We start from the raw sequence: 15,615 nt of genomic DNA on the forward strand, positions 1-15,615 counted from the left end.
GAGGGCAAGGAGCCCAAGATCACCGGCTGCCTGCACGCCGAACAGCACCGACCGGCGTTTGAGGACGAGGCCCCTTCAGGGCCGATCGGGGTCCGGGGCGGAGCCCCGGCGGGGTCGAAGGGGCAGCGCCCCTGGGATGGGACGGGTAGGGGCGGCGGGGGCGATCAACTCCCGTCAGAACCATCCGCCGCCTCCCGAAGCGCCGCCCACCGAGCCTCCCGCGCAGCGTCATCGTGCCAACCCCCCTCCACCGGCTCGACCGGCAACAGGTCATACGGCTCCAACGCATCATCGCTCCGCTGATCCCGCAGCAACGCGGCCACGACAGCCCCCTGAACCACCGGCACCTCAGCCGCAGCAGCCCCTTCCTCACGGGCCCCCGCTCCTCGCGCTTCCCCACCCCCCTTCCGAATCCCCAACCACCCCACGACAGAACCCACCCGAAACCCCGCCCCGACCTCACGCCCCCGCCACCCACGAACCCCCAACGCGACAGGCACCCCCACCCCCGCCATCCACACAACCGCCACCCCACCCACCTGCCACCACACCGGCCCGAACTGAGCCAACGCCCCCACCCCGAGCCGCCCACCCGCAAGCCCCGCCAGAACCGCGACCATCCCCCCACCCAGCACCGCCGCCACCCCACAAACCCCAGCAGTCCGCCCCCGCGACCACCTCTCACCCCCGCCCGCGACACCGGCCCCCCGCCCCACGAACCACCCCACGACCACCCCCGCAACGACCGGCACCACCCCCACCGCCCACTCCAACGGCCCCCCGACCCCCACCCCCGGCACCGCGGCCAACAACGGAAACGGCGGCAGCAACGGCGCGGGATCGGACGACAACGGCCCCACCACATGCCCCGCCCCCAGCACGAACCCCGGCCCCACCCCGTACCCCACCGCCCACACCACCGCGTTCGGCACCAACGCCACACACAGCAACAGCACCGCGAACCGCCCCGACCACCCCCCCGTCAACTGCAGAAACGACCCCCGAACCACCCCGCCGTGCCACACCAGCGAGCCCCCGAGCAACAACGCCCCACCCCCGACAAGCACCGCCACCCCGGCCAGCCCACCCCGCACGGCCACCCCGAGCCGTTCCCGCGCCTCCACCCCGAGCACCAGCCGCCGCAACGACCCCGGCAACAGAATCAGCACCCCGTCGGCGACATCCCGCGGACGCCCGTACGCCGTCCACACCCCCACCCCCGCCGCCATCACGACAACCGTCGGCAGACACACCACGGTCCACGCCCACGACGGCCGCAACTCCCCGCCGGACGCGTACAGCGCGGCAGCCGTCCCCACGCCGAGATACCCGACCACGACCCCGACCCACGCCGTACGTCCGGCCACCAGCGGCCGATCACCGTCCCCGCCCTCCCCCTCGCCCTCGTCCCCATCCGCACCGTCGCCCGCTCCCCCGCCCCCGTCGACCGCATCCCGCGCAGCCCGATGCACCAGCCACACAGGCACCGCGAGCAACAGCAAGGGGGTGACACCGACCGGCGCGGGCACGCCGGAGAGCGTGTCGGTACGGACCAGTTCGGCACCGTGCGCGAGCAGCCACAGCGCCGCCGCGACATGCAGCGCGCCCCCGGGCCCGCTGTCGGGATACGGCGAACTGATCCACAGCACCATCACGAGCACGGCGAACGACCCCAGCCCGAGGCCGGCGGCGAGCACACCACCCAGGAGGCTGGCAGCCAGTCCGGGTGATCGGTCGAGCATCCGGGTGAGCAGGGACGACAACGGCGATCGACGAGCGGTCATCTGGATCACGCCCGTCATGCTCCCAACGACACGCGCTTTTTCGTCGTAACAGGCGAACCTCCGAAGTGTCGCCCAATATATATTTATGTACTTTTTCGTACGAAGGGGCGTCCTGTGACGCAGAGCCCTGCAACTCCCCTCCCCTCACCCAAGGAACGCCGACGCCTGCGCGAGTCCGGCTCGCTGACGCAGGCTCAGGTCGCCGAACGGGTCGGCGTCTCGCGCGAGACCGTCCGCTCCTGGGAGACAGGCCGCACGACTCCACGCGGCGACAAACGGGAGGCGTACGCGAAACTGCTGGCTTCGCTCGAATGCCCGACTCCCCGTCAGGAGCCGCCGAAGCCCCGGCCGGTGACGGTGTCTCTGAAAAAGCCACAGAAGCCGAAGCCAATGCCGGAGCCAAAGCCGGAGCCGGAGTCAGTGCCGGAGCCCGCCGCCGTGCCCGCCACCGAACCTGCCACTCCCCTGACGCCCACTCAGGCCTTCGACGCGCTCTACGCGTTCTGCGCCCCCGCCCTCGTACGCCAGGCCTATCTCCTCACCGGCCGCCGCGAACTCGCGCGCGAGTCGGTCGAGCGGGCCTTCCAACTCGCCTGGCAGCGCTGGCCCGAGGTGGCGGTCGACCGCGACCCGGCGGGCTGGGTACGGGCGACGGCGTACGAATACGCGCTCTCCCCCTGGCACCGCCTCCGCCCGCGCTACCGCCACCCCGAGCCGCCACCCCCCGACGCGGCCGACCGCGCCCTGCTGACCGCACTCCTCAAGCTCCCGGCCCCGCACCGCCGCACCCTCATGCTCTACGACGGTGTCGGCCTCGACCTGCCCGAGACGGCGGCGGAGACGGAGGCGAGCACGCCGGCGACGGCCAACCGGCTGCTGCACGCGCGCGAGGCGCTTGCCGCGCGGTTGCCGGAGTTGGCGGATCCTGAGGTGCTGCATCGGCGCCTGGCCGAGGTCGCCGCGACGGAGCGGCTGCGCGCGGCTCGGCCGCCGGCGGTGCGGATCGGGAGTGAGCGGAGGGCACGTTTCTGGACGCGGGCGGCGATCGCGTTCACCATCGCCCTGATCGGCACGACGGCCCTCACGGTGCGGACGGCTCCCACGCACTACGAGCCACCGATCGCCCCCGGGGCGGAGGTGCAGGGTGTGCCACCGCAGGTGGCGCCGGGTTCTTTGTCGGACGAGGAGATCGAGCTCCGGGAGAAGCTGCACGGCGAGATGACGAGCGGACCCGAAAGGCTACTTCCGTTGAGTCGTTAGCCGCGGCCCGGTGGGGGCTGGTCGCGCAGTTCCCCGCGCCCCTTAAAAGCAGGTCGGCTCGGACGCCCCATCTTTTAGGGGCGCGGGGAACTGCGCGACCAGCCACAACGAACCCGCACCCGCCCGATAACGCGCCGATGGGCCCGCCCCAACCCACAGAACGAGCCCATCAACGTTCAGCTAGCTGACCTCAGCCGCCCAAGATCTCGCGCGCGAGCTTGGCCGTCTCGGTCGGCGTCTTGCCGACCTTGACGCCCGCGGCCTCAAGGGCCTCCTTCTTCGCGGCGGCCGTGCCGGAGGAGCCGGAGACGATGGCGCCGGCGTGGCCCATCGTCTTGCCCTCGGGCGCGGTGAAGCCCGCGACGTAACCGACGACCGGCTTGGTCACGTTCTTCGCGATGAAGTCCGCGGCCCGCTCCTCCGCGTCGCCACCGATCTCACCGATCATCACGATCAGGTCGGTGTCGGGGTCGGCCTCGAAGGCGGCCAGAGCGTCGATGTGGGTGGTGCCGATGACGGGGTCGCCGCCGATGCCCACCGCCGACGAGAAGCCGATGTCACGCAGCTCGTACATCATCTGGTACGTCAGCGTGCCGGACTTCGAGACCAGGCCGATACGGCCCGGCTTCGTGATGTCGCCCGGGATGATGCCGGCGTTCGACTGACCGGGGGTGATCAGACCCGGGCAGTTCGGACCGATGATGCGCGTCTTGTTGCCCTTCGCGACCGCGTACGCGTAGAACGCAGCCGAGTCGTGGACGGCGATGCCCTCGGTGATGACGACCGCGAGCGGGATCTCGGCGTCGATGGCCTCGACGACGGCGGCCTTGGAGAAGGCCGGCGGTACGAAGAGGACGGATACGTTCGCACCCGTCTTCTCGATCGCCTCGGCGACCGTGCCGAAGACCGGGATCTCGGTGCCGTCGAAGTCGACGGACGTGCCCGCCTTACGCGGGTTCACGCCACCGACGATGTTCGTGCCGTCGGCCAGCATGAGCTTGGTGTGCTTCATGCCCGTGGCACCGGTCATGCCCTGGACGATGACCTTGCTGTCCTTGTTGAGGAAGATAGCCATGGCTGTTAGTCCCTCGTCCCTTACTTCGCAGCCGCGAGCTCGGCGGCCTTGTCGGCCGCGCCGTCCATGGTGTCCACGCGCTGGACCAGCGGGTGGTTGGCGTCGGAGAGGATCTTGCGACCCAGCTCGGCGTTGTTGCCGTCGAGACGGACGACCAGCGGCTTGGTGACGTCCTCGCCCTTGTCCGCGAGCAGCTGAAGCGCCTGGACGATGCCGTTGGCGACCTCGTCGCAGGCGGTGATGCCGCCGAAGACGTTGACGAAGACGGACTTGACGTCCGGGTCGCCGAGGATGATCTCCAGGCCGTTCGCCATCACGGCCGCGGACGCGCCGCCGCCGATGTCGAGGAAGTTGGCGGGCTTGACCCCACCGTGCGCCTCACCGGCGTACGCGACGACGTCGAGGGTGCTCATGACGAGACCCGCGCCGTTGCCGATGATGCCGACCTCGCCGTCGAGCTTGACGTAGTTGAGGTTCTTGGCCTTGGCCGCGGCCTCGAGCGGGTTGGCCGAGTCCTTGTCCTCGAGCGCCTCGTGCTCCGGCTGGCGGAACTCGGCGTTCTCGTCGAGGGAGACCTTGCCGTCAAGGGCGATGACCTTGCCGGAGGCGACCTTGGCGAGCGGGTTGACCTCGACCAGGAGGGCGTCCTCCTTGACGAAGGTGTCCCACAGCGTCACCAGGATCTCGGCGACCTGCTCGGCCACGTCGGCCGGGAACTTCGCCTGCGCGACGATCTCGCGGGCCTTCTCGATCGAGACACCCTCGTTGGCGTCGACCGGGACCTTCGCGAGGGCCTCGGGGTTCTCCTCCGCGACGACCTCGATCTCCACGCCGCCCTGGACGGACGCCATGGCGAGGAAGGTGCGGTTGGTGCGGTCGAGAAGGAAGGAGACGTAGTACTCCTCCAGGATCTCGGGCGCGGTCTCGGCGATCATCACCTTGTGGACCGTGTGGCCCTTGATGTCCATGCCGAGGATGTCCGTCGCACGCGCGACGGCCTCGTCCGGGGTGGCGGCGAGCTTCACGCCACCGGCCTTGCCACGGCCGCCGACCTTCACCTGGGCCTTGACGACGGACTTGCCACCGAGCCGCTCGGTGGCTGCGCGGGCCGCCTCAGGCGTGTCGATGACTTCACCGGCCAGCACCGGTACATCGTGCTTGGCGAAGAGGTCCCTCGCCTGATACTCGAACAGGTCCACGCGCTTCCGTCCTCAGTGATCTCGCGGTTCGTTGGATGCGTGGGCGTGCCGCGAAGGGCAACGTGACGTCCGCTGTCACAAGGGAGGCGCACACGGTGACCGAGCGCGCGGCATGTCCGTCTCGCAGGTTATCGCTGCTTGCGGAGGGCCCCTAAATCGAGGGTCACACCTGAGCGGTGATACCTGTCACATGATGCCGCGCTCACTGGCACGCCGTGCCGCGAGTGAGGCCCCACCGGGCTGGGGTTGACCCGGTGGGGCCCTTGGTACCGCCCCGAGGGGCGCGGAACGGGTGACGCCCACCCCAATGGGAGTCACCCGCCCCGACCGCGGGATGTCAGCAGGACCGACCGACGGTTTTCGGTCGTCCTTGCTCGGGACCCGCGGAGTCGTGGAACGGCGGCAGGCAGCAGGAAGCAGAAAGAAAGGGGAGGGGACAGCAAGGGAGGGAGCAGCAGAGGAGCCGGGAGGGTCCTGAGTGCCCTGGGAGACGGCTCTACGCGGGGGAGACCGGAATGTCCCGGTGCCTGTCCCGGATCTCGGCCGCCTCGGACCGCCCGGCGGCACCGGCCACGAACCGCAACGGCACCCGGTGAGTCAGCGCGACCGCATGCGCGTCACCGTGCCGCGAGGAACCACCGTCGACACCCGAACGGCTGCCCGCCGCACCATCGCTCGGGTCACCGCCGGGCGCCTGGTGCACGGGCGCGTACCCGGCACCGGCAACCCGCTGACCACCGCTCGGCGCCGAGCCATGCCCGACGGCACCGGCATCGACGATGAGCAGCGGGCCGTACGTCGTCGATCCGACCTCGGCCGAGCCGCTCCGTCCCCTGGCCTTGCCGTTGCCCTTACCCGGGGCCCTGCCTGTCGTGTGCCCGGCACCGTCCGGCTGAGGCGCCTGCACGACGGGCGCGGGGGTGGGGGCGGGCGCGGGCAACGTCTGTCCCGGCGCTTCGGGAGGCTCCGGCTGCGTAGGCAGGGTGGGGAGCGTGGGCAGCGCAGGGAGGTCCGGGAGCGAGGAGAGGATCGGCAACGACGACAGCGGCGGTATCTGCGCGGTCACCTCGCCCAGCTCGTCGGTGACCGCCCGCACGACTCCGCCGACCGGCTCCAGGACCCCGACGTTCACGGACTGCACGACGTGATCGGCCACCGCGACCGGCTTGACCCGCCTCGGCGGCTCCGTCGACTTCGGCGGCCTCGGCAGCTCCGTCGGCCTCGGCGGCTCCGTCGGCCTCGGCGGCCTCACTCCAGCCGGCGCCCGCGGCTTGAGCAACTGCCCGACCACATGCACCGTCAACGGCCGCACCGACGATCCCGAGGTCGCCCCGTCCGCCGCCTGCGCCTGCTCTCCGCAGAGGAGCCCGACCGCGAACAACCCGCCCACCAGTAACGCCACTTGCAGCGCACGCCGCCCAACCGCCGTGCGCATCACGCGCAGAGCGGCACCGGGCAGTGCTGCGGGCCGGTTCAAGTGGGGGCGGGTCCTCCCGTGCGGGCGGGCGACTCATGCGCACCGCTGGCGGGCGTCGATCCTTGCACGCCCCTGCCGAGGTTGCGCAAGCCCCCTGTTACCGATGGACACTCATGTCCGTTTTGCTGCCCGCGCCGGTGTCAACGGATCGACAAGTCTCCTGCCAAGTCGCCTACCTCGCGCCCGAGTTGCCGAACCCTCACGCCGTGTCCGGCACCGGTATCGGCCGCTTCTCGATCGCCGCCGCCATCACCTCCGGAAAGAGGTCCGGCGTGCACGCGAACGCCGGTGCGCCCAGCGCGGCCAACGCCGCCGCGTGCTCCCTGTCGTACGCCGGCGCCCCCTCGTCCGACAGCGCGAGCAATGCCACGAACTGCACCCCCGACGCCTTCATCGCCGCGACCCGCTTCAGCATCTCGTCGCGTATCCCGCCCTCGTAGAGGTCGCTGATCAACACGACCACCGTCTCGGCAGGGCGAGTTATCTGGGACTGGCAGTAGGCGAGCGCCCGGTTGATGTCCGTGCCGCCGCCGAGCTGGGTGCCGAACAGCACGTCGACCGGGTCGTCGAGCTGGTCGGTGAGGTCGACGACCGCCGTGTCGAAGACGACCAGCCGGGTGCTGATCGACCGCATGGACGCGAGGACCGCCCCGAACACCGACGCGTAGACGACGGACGCCGCCATCGACCCCGACTGGTCGATGCAGAGGACGACCTCTTTCTTCACCGACTGGGAGGCACGCCCGTACCCGATGAGCCGCTCGGGCACGATCGTTCCGTACTCCGGCAGGTAGTGCTTGAGGTTGGCCGCGATCGTGCGGTTCCAGTCGATGTCGTGGTGACGCGGCCGGTTGATACGGGCGCTGCGGTCCAGGGCGCCGGAGAGCGTGGCCCGGGTGCGGGTGGCGAGCCGCTTCTCCAGGTCCTGGACCACCTTGCGTACGACCGCCCGCGCCGTCTCCTTCGTCGTCTCCGGCATCGCCTTGTTGAGGGAGAGCAGCGTGCCGACCAGGTGCACGTCGGCCTCCACCGCCTCCAGCATCTCCGGTTCGAGCAGCAGCGCGGACAGCCCGAGCCGGTCGATGGCGTCCCGCTGCATCACCTGCACGACGGAGGAGGGGAAGTACGTCCGGATGTCGCCGAGCCAACGCGCCACCGACGGCGCCGACGCCCCGAGCCCCGCCGAACGATCCCGCCCCGCCTTCGCCTGCCCCTCGCCCCTCCCGTACAGGGCGCCCAACGCCCCGTCCATCGCCGCGTCCCGCCCCGACAACGTGCATCCGGTGCCGTCGGCCGCGTCACCCCCGAGCACGAGCCGCCACCGCCGAAGCCGCTCCTGGGTCGGGTCCGGGGCCATCGGGGCCCCCGTTGCCGCACCCGTCGAGGCTCCCGTTCCCGCTCCCGTGTCCGTCGTTCCGGTGCTCATCCGCGCGCCTCCGTACGGCGCCGGTCCCACAGCGGCACCACCGTCACGGTCGTCACCGGTCGACGGTAAGTCCCTGTCCGCTGCCCGCACTTGCGACCGGGCGTGCGTCCATCGGCGTCCACCACATCGCCCCGCTCCCCCACCTGCGCCCGCCCGTCGGTCCTCATCGAGCCACCCCCACAAGGTTGTCGTCCGCGTCCTTGGCCATGCCGTTCACGCCGTCCACGGCGTCCAGTCCCAACAGCAGCCGCACCACGGGCAGTACGGCGTCCGCGCGCTCCGCGTCGAGCTCGGCCGCGAAGCCGGGTATCCCGGCACCGGTCACCGCCGTATGCCCCGGCCGTCCGGGCCCACGCCGGACCAGTTCACCGAGGGTCCGCCGCACCCCGGGCTCGTACGCCGAGAACGTCCGCCGCAGCAGCGGCAGCACGTCCGTGAACGCGGCCGCCGGCACGGCCGTCAGCCAGGCGTCGACCAGCGCGAGCAGCCGCTCGTCGTGCACGAGCAGCATCCCGCCCCCGGACCCGCCGCCCACGAACCCCTCGATCCACGCGGCCGCGTCCCCCGGCGCCGTCCCCGGCGACAGCACGAGCCCCATGAGCCGCGCGGCCTCGTCCTGCCCCAACTCCCCTTCGTCCAGCAGCAACCGCACGGCCCGCCCCCGCACCACCCCCGCAACGGTGTCCCGCACCCCCAGAACCCGCAACACGCGATACCAACGCCCCCGCAACGCAGTCCCACCACCCCCCGACCCGACCCCGACCGTGGAATCGCGCGGGGCCACCTCCACCCCGGAGGCACCCTGCGCAGGCGCGTCGGCCAGCAACCCCACCGCGCCGTGCACCGCGTCCAGGTGGCGTCGCATCTCCTCGGCCGCGTCGGCGTCCAGGGCGGCGCAGGCCGGGGGAAGGCCGACGAAGACGCGTTCGGCGAGGCCCGCGGCGACCCCGGCCAGGGCCCCGGTGTCCGTGCCGCGCACATCGCCGTACCGCAGCGAACGGACCAGGGCCGGCAGGGCCTGGGCGAGATGACCGACGTCCGTGTCGAGCGCGGCCCGGTCGGCGAGGACCCGCATCACCACGGGCAGCGCGTCGGGCAGTTCGGCCAGCAGGCAGCGCTCCGCGAGCCCGGTGACGTCGGCGAGGCCCCGCGCGCCCACCGCGTCCGCCTCGGCCTTGGCCGTCGCGGCGCCGAGCACGGTCGTGCCCCACACCCCGGCCTCGGCCACCCGCACGGACAGCTCCGGCTCCCACCGCAGCCGCCACGTCTCCCGGAAGGTCCCCGTGCTCCCCCGCGAGGCCGTCGGCTCGCCCCACCCGATGCCCAGCAGCCGGAGCCGATGCAGCAGCCTGCTGCGCCCGGCGTCGGTCTCCTTGCGCAGGTCGAGCTCCAACTCCCGCTCCAGCGCCTCCGGTTTGAGCCGCAGCTTCCGCTGGATCCGGTCGAGGTCCCGCTGCAACGGCACCGCCGGCGCCGACCGCGGGACCTCCCCCAGCACGTCCCCCACGACCAACCGGTCGTGCACCAGCGCCAACGGCACGTCCGAGCCCTCGCACATCACCGCGCGCACGGCGTCGGTCGTCTCACCGAGCCCCGGCAGCGGACGCCCACGCATCGCGGCGAGCGTCTCGGCCAACCGCACCGCCTCGATGACATGCGCCGAGGACACCAACCGGTCCTGGTCCCGCAGCAGCCCGGCCACCTTGGTCAGCCACCGCTCGACCGGCCGGTCCGGCGCGCTGAACAAGTGCCCGTACCAGCCGGGCGAGTCGATCCCCGCCCCGTATCCGCTGACCCGCGCCAGCCTCCGGTGCGTCCACGGCACCCACGTCATGTCCGCCTTGACCTTGGGCAGCCCCTTCACCAGCGCCCGGTCGGCGGCGACGGCCGTCCGCTGCCGCAGCGCCGGCACGTGCCAGGCCCCGCACACCACGGCCACGTCGTCCCCGAACTCACGCTGCGTGGCCCGCACTTGGAGCCGCATGTACGCCTCCCGCACGAGATCCCGGTCGTGTCCCCCGGCGCCGTAGGTCTCCCGCAGCGCCCCCATGGCCTCTTCCAGCGCGGCGAACGGCGCGAACGCGTCCCCCTCGCCCACCCCCCGGTGCTCGACGACGTCCTCCCACCACCGCTCGGGATCGTCGTAACCGGCGGCGTCGGCGAGCACTGCGAGCGGATCGACCCGGACGGAAGCGTCGAGGGCCTGTTGTGAGCCGGAGTCCGGCGTCTCGTCCGGCCCGTCCTCCGACTCCTTCTCCCATGCCAGCGTGTGCGTCGCCGGCAGGTCGATGAAACGGGCCGGGACGTCGTGCTCCAGGGACCAGCGAATGGCCACCCACTCCGGCGAGAACTCGGCCAGCGGCCAGAACGCGGAGCGGCCGGGCTCGTCCACGGCATGGGCGAGAAGGGCGACCGGCGGCCGCATGTCCTCCTCGGCGGCCAACGGGATCAGGAAATCGGCCTCGGGCGGTCCCTCGATCAGCACGACCCGCGGCCGGGCCGCGTCCAGCGCCGCCCGCACGGCCCGCGCCGACCCGGGCCCGTGATGCCGTACGCCCAGCAGCAACGGCCGATCACCGACCGGCCCGCTCGCACCCGGCTCAGGCTCAAGGCCCGTCACAACGTCCCCCTCCGCACCGCGCCCACCGACTTCGCCCGCCGGACACCTCGCTGAAGCCGACCCCGGCCCCCGCTCTGCCATCGAAGCCACCGCCGCCCCCATCGACCCCGTTCCCCTCGTCGAACCGGCCGCCTCCCCCGGCGCCCGCGCCCGTCGCCCCGACCGCCCCCGGCAGTCACGCACCCCACACACACCGCGCCGTCCGACTCTCCCGAAGCGCCGGACCCGCCGGTCCCGCCAGCTCCCCCGCTCCCACCGGATCCGCCCGATCCCTGGCCCCCGCCGGAGCGCCCCCACCCCAGGTCGTTCGTCACACGCTCACCTCTCGGCAGGCCCGGTAGAAGTCCGTCCAGCCGTCGCGCTCCCGCACGACCGCCTCCAGGTACTCCTGCCAGATCACGCGGTCGGCCGCCGGGTCGCGGACGACCGCGCCGAGGAGGCCCGCGGCGACGTCGCCGGCCCGCAGCACGCCGTCGCCGAAGTGGGCGGCCAGGGCAAGTCCGTTGGTGACGACCGAGATCGCCTCCGCCGTCGACAGCGTGCCGCTCGGCGACTTCACCTTCGTACGGCCGTCGGACGTCACCCCGTCACGCAGCTCGCGGAAGACCGTCACGACACGGCGGATCTCGTCGATGCCGTCGGGTGCGGACGGCAGGTCGAGGGAGCTGCCGAGTTGGTCGACGCGGCGCGAGACGATGTCGACCTCGGCCTCCACGCTCTCCGGCAGTGGCAGCACCACCGTGTTGAAACGGCGGCGCAGGGCGCTGGAGAGGTCGTTGACCCCGCGGTCGCGGTCGTTGGCCGTCGCGATCAGGTTGAAGCCGCGGACCGCCTGCACCTCCTGCCCCAACTCCGGTATCGGCAGCGTCTTCTCGGACAGGATCGTGATCAGCGTGTCCTGTACGTCGGCGGGAATGCGGGTCAGTTCCTCCACCCGCACCGTCATCCCCTCCGCCATGGCCCGCATGACCGGGCTGGGCACGAGGGCGTCGCGGCTCGGGCCGTGGGCGAGCAACTGGGCGTAGTTCCACCCGTACCGGATCGCCTCCTCCGGCGTTCCCGCCGTGCCCTGCACGAGCAGCGTCGAGTCACCGCTGACGGCGGCGGCCAGGTGCTCGGACACCCAGGTCTTGGCCGTGCCGGGCACGCCGAGCAGGAGCAGGGCGCGATCGGTGGCGAGGGTGGTGACGGCGACCTCGACGAGGCGGCGCGGGCCCACGTACTTCGGCGTGATCACCGTGCCGTCCGGCAGCGTGCCGCCGAGCAGATAGGTCGCCACCGCCCACGGCGACAGCTTCCAGCGGGCCGGGCGCGGGCGGTCGTCCTGCGCGGCCAGTGCGGCGAGTTCATCAGCGAAGGCGTGCTCGGCGTGCGGCCGCAACGGCTCGTTCGACGGCTTCTCGCTCGCTCGGACGGACGCGGGTTCTACGGACACAGTCATGGCTGAGGCCCCCTCCAGCTCGGCCGGTTCGGATCTGGTGTCCACCGTGCACCATGCCACTGACAACGCGATCTGACCTGCTAAAACGCGCTTGCCGGCCCGCCCGCCGAACCGCTCGCGGACCGATTGTCAGTGCCGGGCTCTACCTTCGATGTCATGACTGAGCTGGGGGTGCGCTGGAGCGCGGATCAGGTGCTGGCACTGGCTCCTGACGCCGCATCACGCAAAGCGGGGAGCAAACTCGGGGCGGCCGGGCCGTGGTCCGAGGCGGGGAGCGGCGAGGAGGGGACGGTGTGGGGGCTGTGCAAGGGCAGTGGCAGCAAGCCGTATCAGACGGTCGTGGACATCGCGGACGCCTCCGGGCCCGCGTACAAGTGCAGTTGTCCGAGCCGGAAGTTCCCGTGCAAACACGCGCTCGGGCTGTTGCTGCTGTGGGCGGGCGAGGACGGCGCGGTGGCGCCGGGCGCGCCGCCGGACTGGGCGGCGGAGTGGATAGAGGGGAGAAGGAAACGCACCGAGCAGAAGCGGACCGCGGGCGACTCCGACTCCGCGTCCGGATCCGCTGACCCGGAGGCAGCGCGGCGGCGGGCTGAGCGCCGGGCCGAGCGGATCACCGCGGGCGCGACCGAGTTGGAGCAGCGCCTGGCGGACCTGTTGCGCGGTGGCCTGGCCGGCGCGGAGCAGACGGGGTACGCGCTGTGGGAGGAGACGGCGGCCCGCATGGTCGACGCCCAGGCGCCCGGACTGGCCGCGCGGGTACGGGAGTTGGGGGCGATCCCGTCGTCCGGTCCCGGTTGGCCGGTGCGGCTGCTGGAGGAGTGCGCGCTGCTCCACCTCCTCGACCAGGCCTGGCTCCACCGCGAAGGGCTGCCGGAGTCCCTGGCGGCGACGGTCCGCTCCCGCATCGGCCTCCCCAACTCGGCGGACGGCCCGCCGCTGCGCGACCGCTGGCTGATCCTGGCCCAGTACGACACGGCGGACGCCCGCCTGACGACCCGTCGCGTCTGGCTCTACGGCGCCGACTCGGACCGCACGGCCCTGCTCCTCTCCTACGGCGCCGCCGGCCGCGCCCCCGAACTGGCGCTCCCGGTGGGCCTGACCCTGGACGCGGAGGTGTCCGCGTATCCGGGCGCGGGCCAGCCCCGGGCGGCGCTCGGCGATCAGTTCGCACCCCCGACACCCGCCGGGATACGCCCACCGGGAGTGACGACCAGCCAGGCCGCGGCCCGCTATGGCGAGGCACTGCGCGCCGACCCCTGGCTGGACTCGGTCCCCATCACCCTGGACCGCGTCATACCGACCCCGGCGGGCGACGGCTGGCAACTCGTGGACGCCGACACGGACACCGCGCTCCCCCTCACCCCCACGGCCCGGACCCGCCCCGGCCTCTGGCGCCTGGTCGCCCTCTCGGGCGGCACCCCCGTCAAGGTCTTCGGCGAGTGCGGTCACCGAGGCTTCACGCCGTTGACGGCCTGGGCGGAGAGCACGGCAGAGGCGGTGACGCTGTGCTGACCCGACGGCCCGGGACTCCGGTACGGCCCACCCCTTCGCCCAAGCCCTCCACTCACACTCCATGGAGAGGAACCGCATGAGCAGCACGGGGTCCACTGCCACCAGCAGGTCCGCGCCGAACAGCTGGGAAGAACTGGTCACAGCGGCGCTGCTCGGCACGGACCGGCGTACCCCGCCGGTGCACGAACATGGACACGCGCACGGGCCAGTTCGCCAAGCACCCGTCGCCTTGCTGGACGCGGCGGCCGTCGAGACCGTACGCCGTCGGGCCGGGTTGCGGCCGGCGCAGGCGGCCGCACGCCCGGAACCGGCCCCGCAGGACTCGCGACCGGCGCTGCCCGCCGCGGCGGCCCGCAGGCTGGCGTTGTTGCTCGCCGACCGTCCCGGTGCGGGCGGTGGTGGCCGCAGGGGCACGGCGCCCGACCTCATGGAGCTGTTGCCGCAGTGGCTCGCGGCGGCGAACGCCCGGGGGTTCGGGGCGCCCCCGCAGGTGCTGCCCGCCCTGCTGGACGCGGCGCGCGGGCGGACGGATCTACGGCCGGCGGCGCTGACGTTCGCGGGGGCGCGCGCGGTGTGGCTCGCCCGGCTGAACCCGGACTGGCGTTTCGCCCTGCGCGCGACGCCGGGCGGGGGCGCGGCGCTGCCCGGTCCGGACGACGAGGAGGGCACTCGACGGCTCTGGCAGGAGGGCCTGTTCGCCGAACGGGTCGCGTTGTTGTCGGCCCTGCGCGCCCACGCACCGGCCGCCGCGCGCGAGTTGCTCACGACGACCTGGCCGACGGAGCGGGCCGAGGACCGCCTGATGTTCCTCGACTCGCTGCGGTCGGGACTGGGCCCGCGGGACGAGCCGTTCCTGGAACAGGCGTTGGCCGACCGCAGCCGCAACGTACGGGCGACGGCGGCGGAGTTGCTCTCCGCGCTGCCGGACTCGGCGCTCGCCGGACGGATGGCGGTCAGGGCCGGGGCGTGTGTGGCCGTCGACCCGATGCGGGAGACGCCGACGGTCGTCGTCGAGGCCCCGCACGAGTGCGACGCGGGCATGGAGCGCGACGGCGTGGTCGCCAAGGCCCCGGCGGGCCGGGGTGAACGGTCGTGGTGGTTCGGACAGTTGGCGGAGGCGGCCCCGCTGGCGACGTGGCCCGCACGGCTCGGTGGACGTACGCCCCAGGAGCTGGTGGCGCTGCCGGTGGCCGACGACTGGCAGGGCGATCTGCACGCGGCGTGGTGCCGGGCCGCGGTACGGCAGCGGAACGCCGAGTGGGCACGGGCGCTGCTCGGTACACCGTCCGCGCCCGAGGCCGGCGGCCCGGGGGCGGTGTCCCTGGCGGAGCGCGCCAAGCTGCTCGGCACCCTGAGCACGGCCGAACGCTCGGACTGGGTCGCCGGGTTCATCGCGACGCACGGTCTGTCGGAGGCGTTCCAGTTGCTCGGGGTGTGCGCGGTGCCGTGGTCCGAGCCGCTCGGGCGGGCGGTGGTCGACGCGCTCGACATCGCGCGGGACGCCGGGAGTTACCCGTGGAGCTTCAGCGGAGTCATGGGTCTCGCCGAACGCTGCCTCGACCCGGGCCAGGCGAGCCGTCTGGAGGGCCTGACATCGATACCGGAGGAGGCGGAGGACGCGTCACCGGGAGCGGGCGGCTACTGGGCGGAGGCGTTCCAACGCCTGGTCACGACATTGCGGTTGCGGGCGAGGATGGCGGAGGAATTGGAGTGCGGGTCAGGCCGATCCGGCCCGTCCGGCGTTTGAGGACGAGGCCCCTTCAGGGCCGAAGCGGGGGTCTGGGGGCGCAGCCCCCAGGGACGGCCACCACAACCGACCCG

General features: G+C 72.7%; 10 protein-coding genes. 3 read left to right on the forward strand and 7 right to left on the reverse strand.

Features of this window, described 5'->3' with window-relative positions; all coding sequences use genetic code 11:
* Positions 1 to 164: 164 nt before the first annotated feature.
* The gene (locus tag ACWD5F_RS43615; RefSeq protein ID WP_451261684.1) at positions 165 to 1,802 is read right to left on the reverse strand and encodes a cell division protein PerM; all 1,638 of its coding nucleotides are present in this window, start codon (positions 1,800 to 1,802) and stop codon (positions 165 to 167) included.
* Between the two features lie 96 nt (positions 1,803 to 1,898).
* Here ACWD5F_RS43615 and ACWD5F_RS43620 point away from each other — a divergent pair, with 96 nt between their 5' ends.
* Complete coding sequence (locus tag ACWD5F_RS43620; protein WP_451261685.1) at positions 1,899 to 3,044, forward strand: helix-turn-helix domain-containing protein; 1,146 nt, start codon at positions 1,899 to 1,901, stop codon at positions 3,042 to 3,044.
* Between the two features lie 190 nt (positions 3,045 to 3,234).
* Here ACWD5F_RS43620 and sucD read toward each other — a convergent pair whose 3' ends face one another.
* From sucD to ACWD5F_RS43650, 6 genes are all read right to left on the reverse strand, one after another.
* Positions 3,235 to 4,119 (reverse strand): succinate--CoA ligase subunit alpha, encoded by an 885-nt coding sequence (gene sucD, locus ACWD5F_RS43625; protein ID WP_401713864.1) that lies wholly within the window; start codon positions 4,117 to 4,119, stop codon positions 3,235 to 3,237.
* Positions 4,120 to 4,139: 20 nt separating this feature from the next.
* Positions 4,140 to 5,318, reverse strand: coding sequence for an ADP-forming succinate--CoA ligase subunit beta (sucC, locus tag ACWD5F_RS43630; RefSeq protein WP_401713866.1), 1,179 nt, complete (start codon positions 5,316 to 5,318; stop codon positions 4,140 to 4,142).
* Positions 5,319 to 5,814: 496 nt separating this feature from the next.
* Complete coding sequence (locus ACWD5F_RS43635) at positions 5,815 to 6,795, reverse strand: hypothetical protein (RefSeq protein WP_451261686.1); 981 nt, start codon at positions 6,793 to 6,795, stop codon at positions 5,815 to 5,817.
* A 199-nt stretch (positions 6,796 to 6,994) separates the two neighbouring features.
* A complete protein-coding gene (locus ACWD5F_RS43640) occupies positions 6,995 to 8,152 on the reverse strand; it encodes a VWA domain-containing protein (protein ID WP_451261760.1) in 1,158 nt (385 codons plus the stop codon).
* 232 nt (positions 8,153 to 8,384) lie between these two features.
* The gene (locus ACWD5F_RS43645) at positions 8,385 to 10,922 is read right to left on the reverse strand and encodes a DUF5682 family protein (RefSeq protein ID WP_451261761.1); all 2,538 of its coding nucleotides are present in this window, start codon (positions 10,920 to 10,922) and stop codon (positions 8,385 to 8,387) included.
* Between the two features lie 229 nt (positions 10,923 to 11,151).
* Positions 11,152 to 12,282 (reverse strand): ATP-binding protein, encoded by a 1,131-nt coding sequence (locus ACWD5F_RS43650; RefSeq protein ID WP_451261687.1) that lies wholly within the window; start codon positions 12,280 to 12,282, stop codon positions 11,152 to 11,154.
* Between the two features lie 156 nt (positions 12,283 to 12,438).
* On the opposite strand from ACWD5F_RS43650, the gene ACWD5F_RS43655 reads away from it, so the two are divergent.
* Positions 12,439 to 13,794, forward strand: coding sequence for an SWIM zinc finger family protein (locus tag ACWD5F_RS43655; protein ID WP_451261689.1), 1,356 nt, complete (start codon positions 12,439 to 12,441; stop codon positions 13,792 to 13,794).
* Between the two features lie 76 nt (positions 13,795 to 13,870).
* Positions 13,871 to 15,541: a DUF5691 domain-containing protein gene (locus ACWD5F_RS43660; RefSeq protein ID WP_451261690.1), complete on the forward strand. Its 1,671-nt coding sequence runs from the start codon at positions 13,871 to 13,873 to the stop codon at positions 15,539 to 15,541.
* Positions 15,542 to 15,615: the final 74 nt, after the last annotated feature.

Source organism: Streptomyces sp. NPDC002499, from assembly GCF_053595415.1.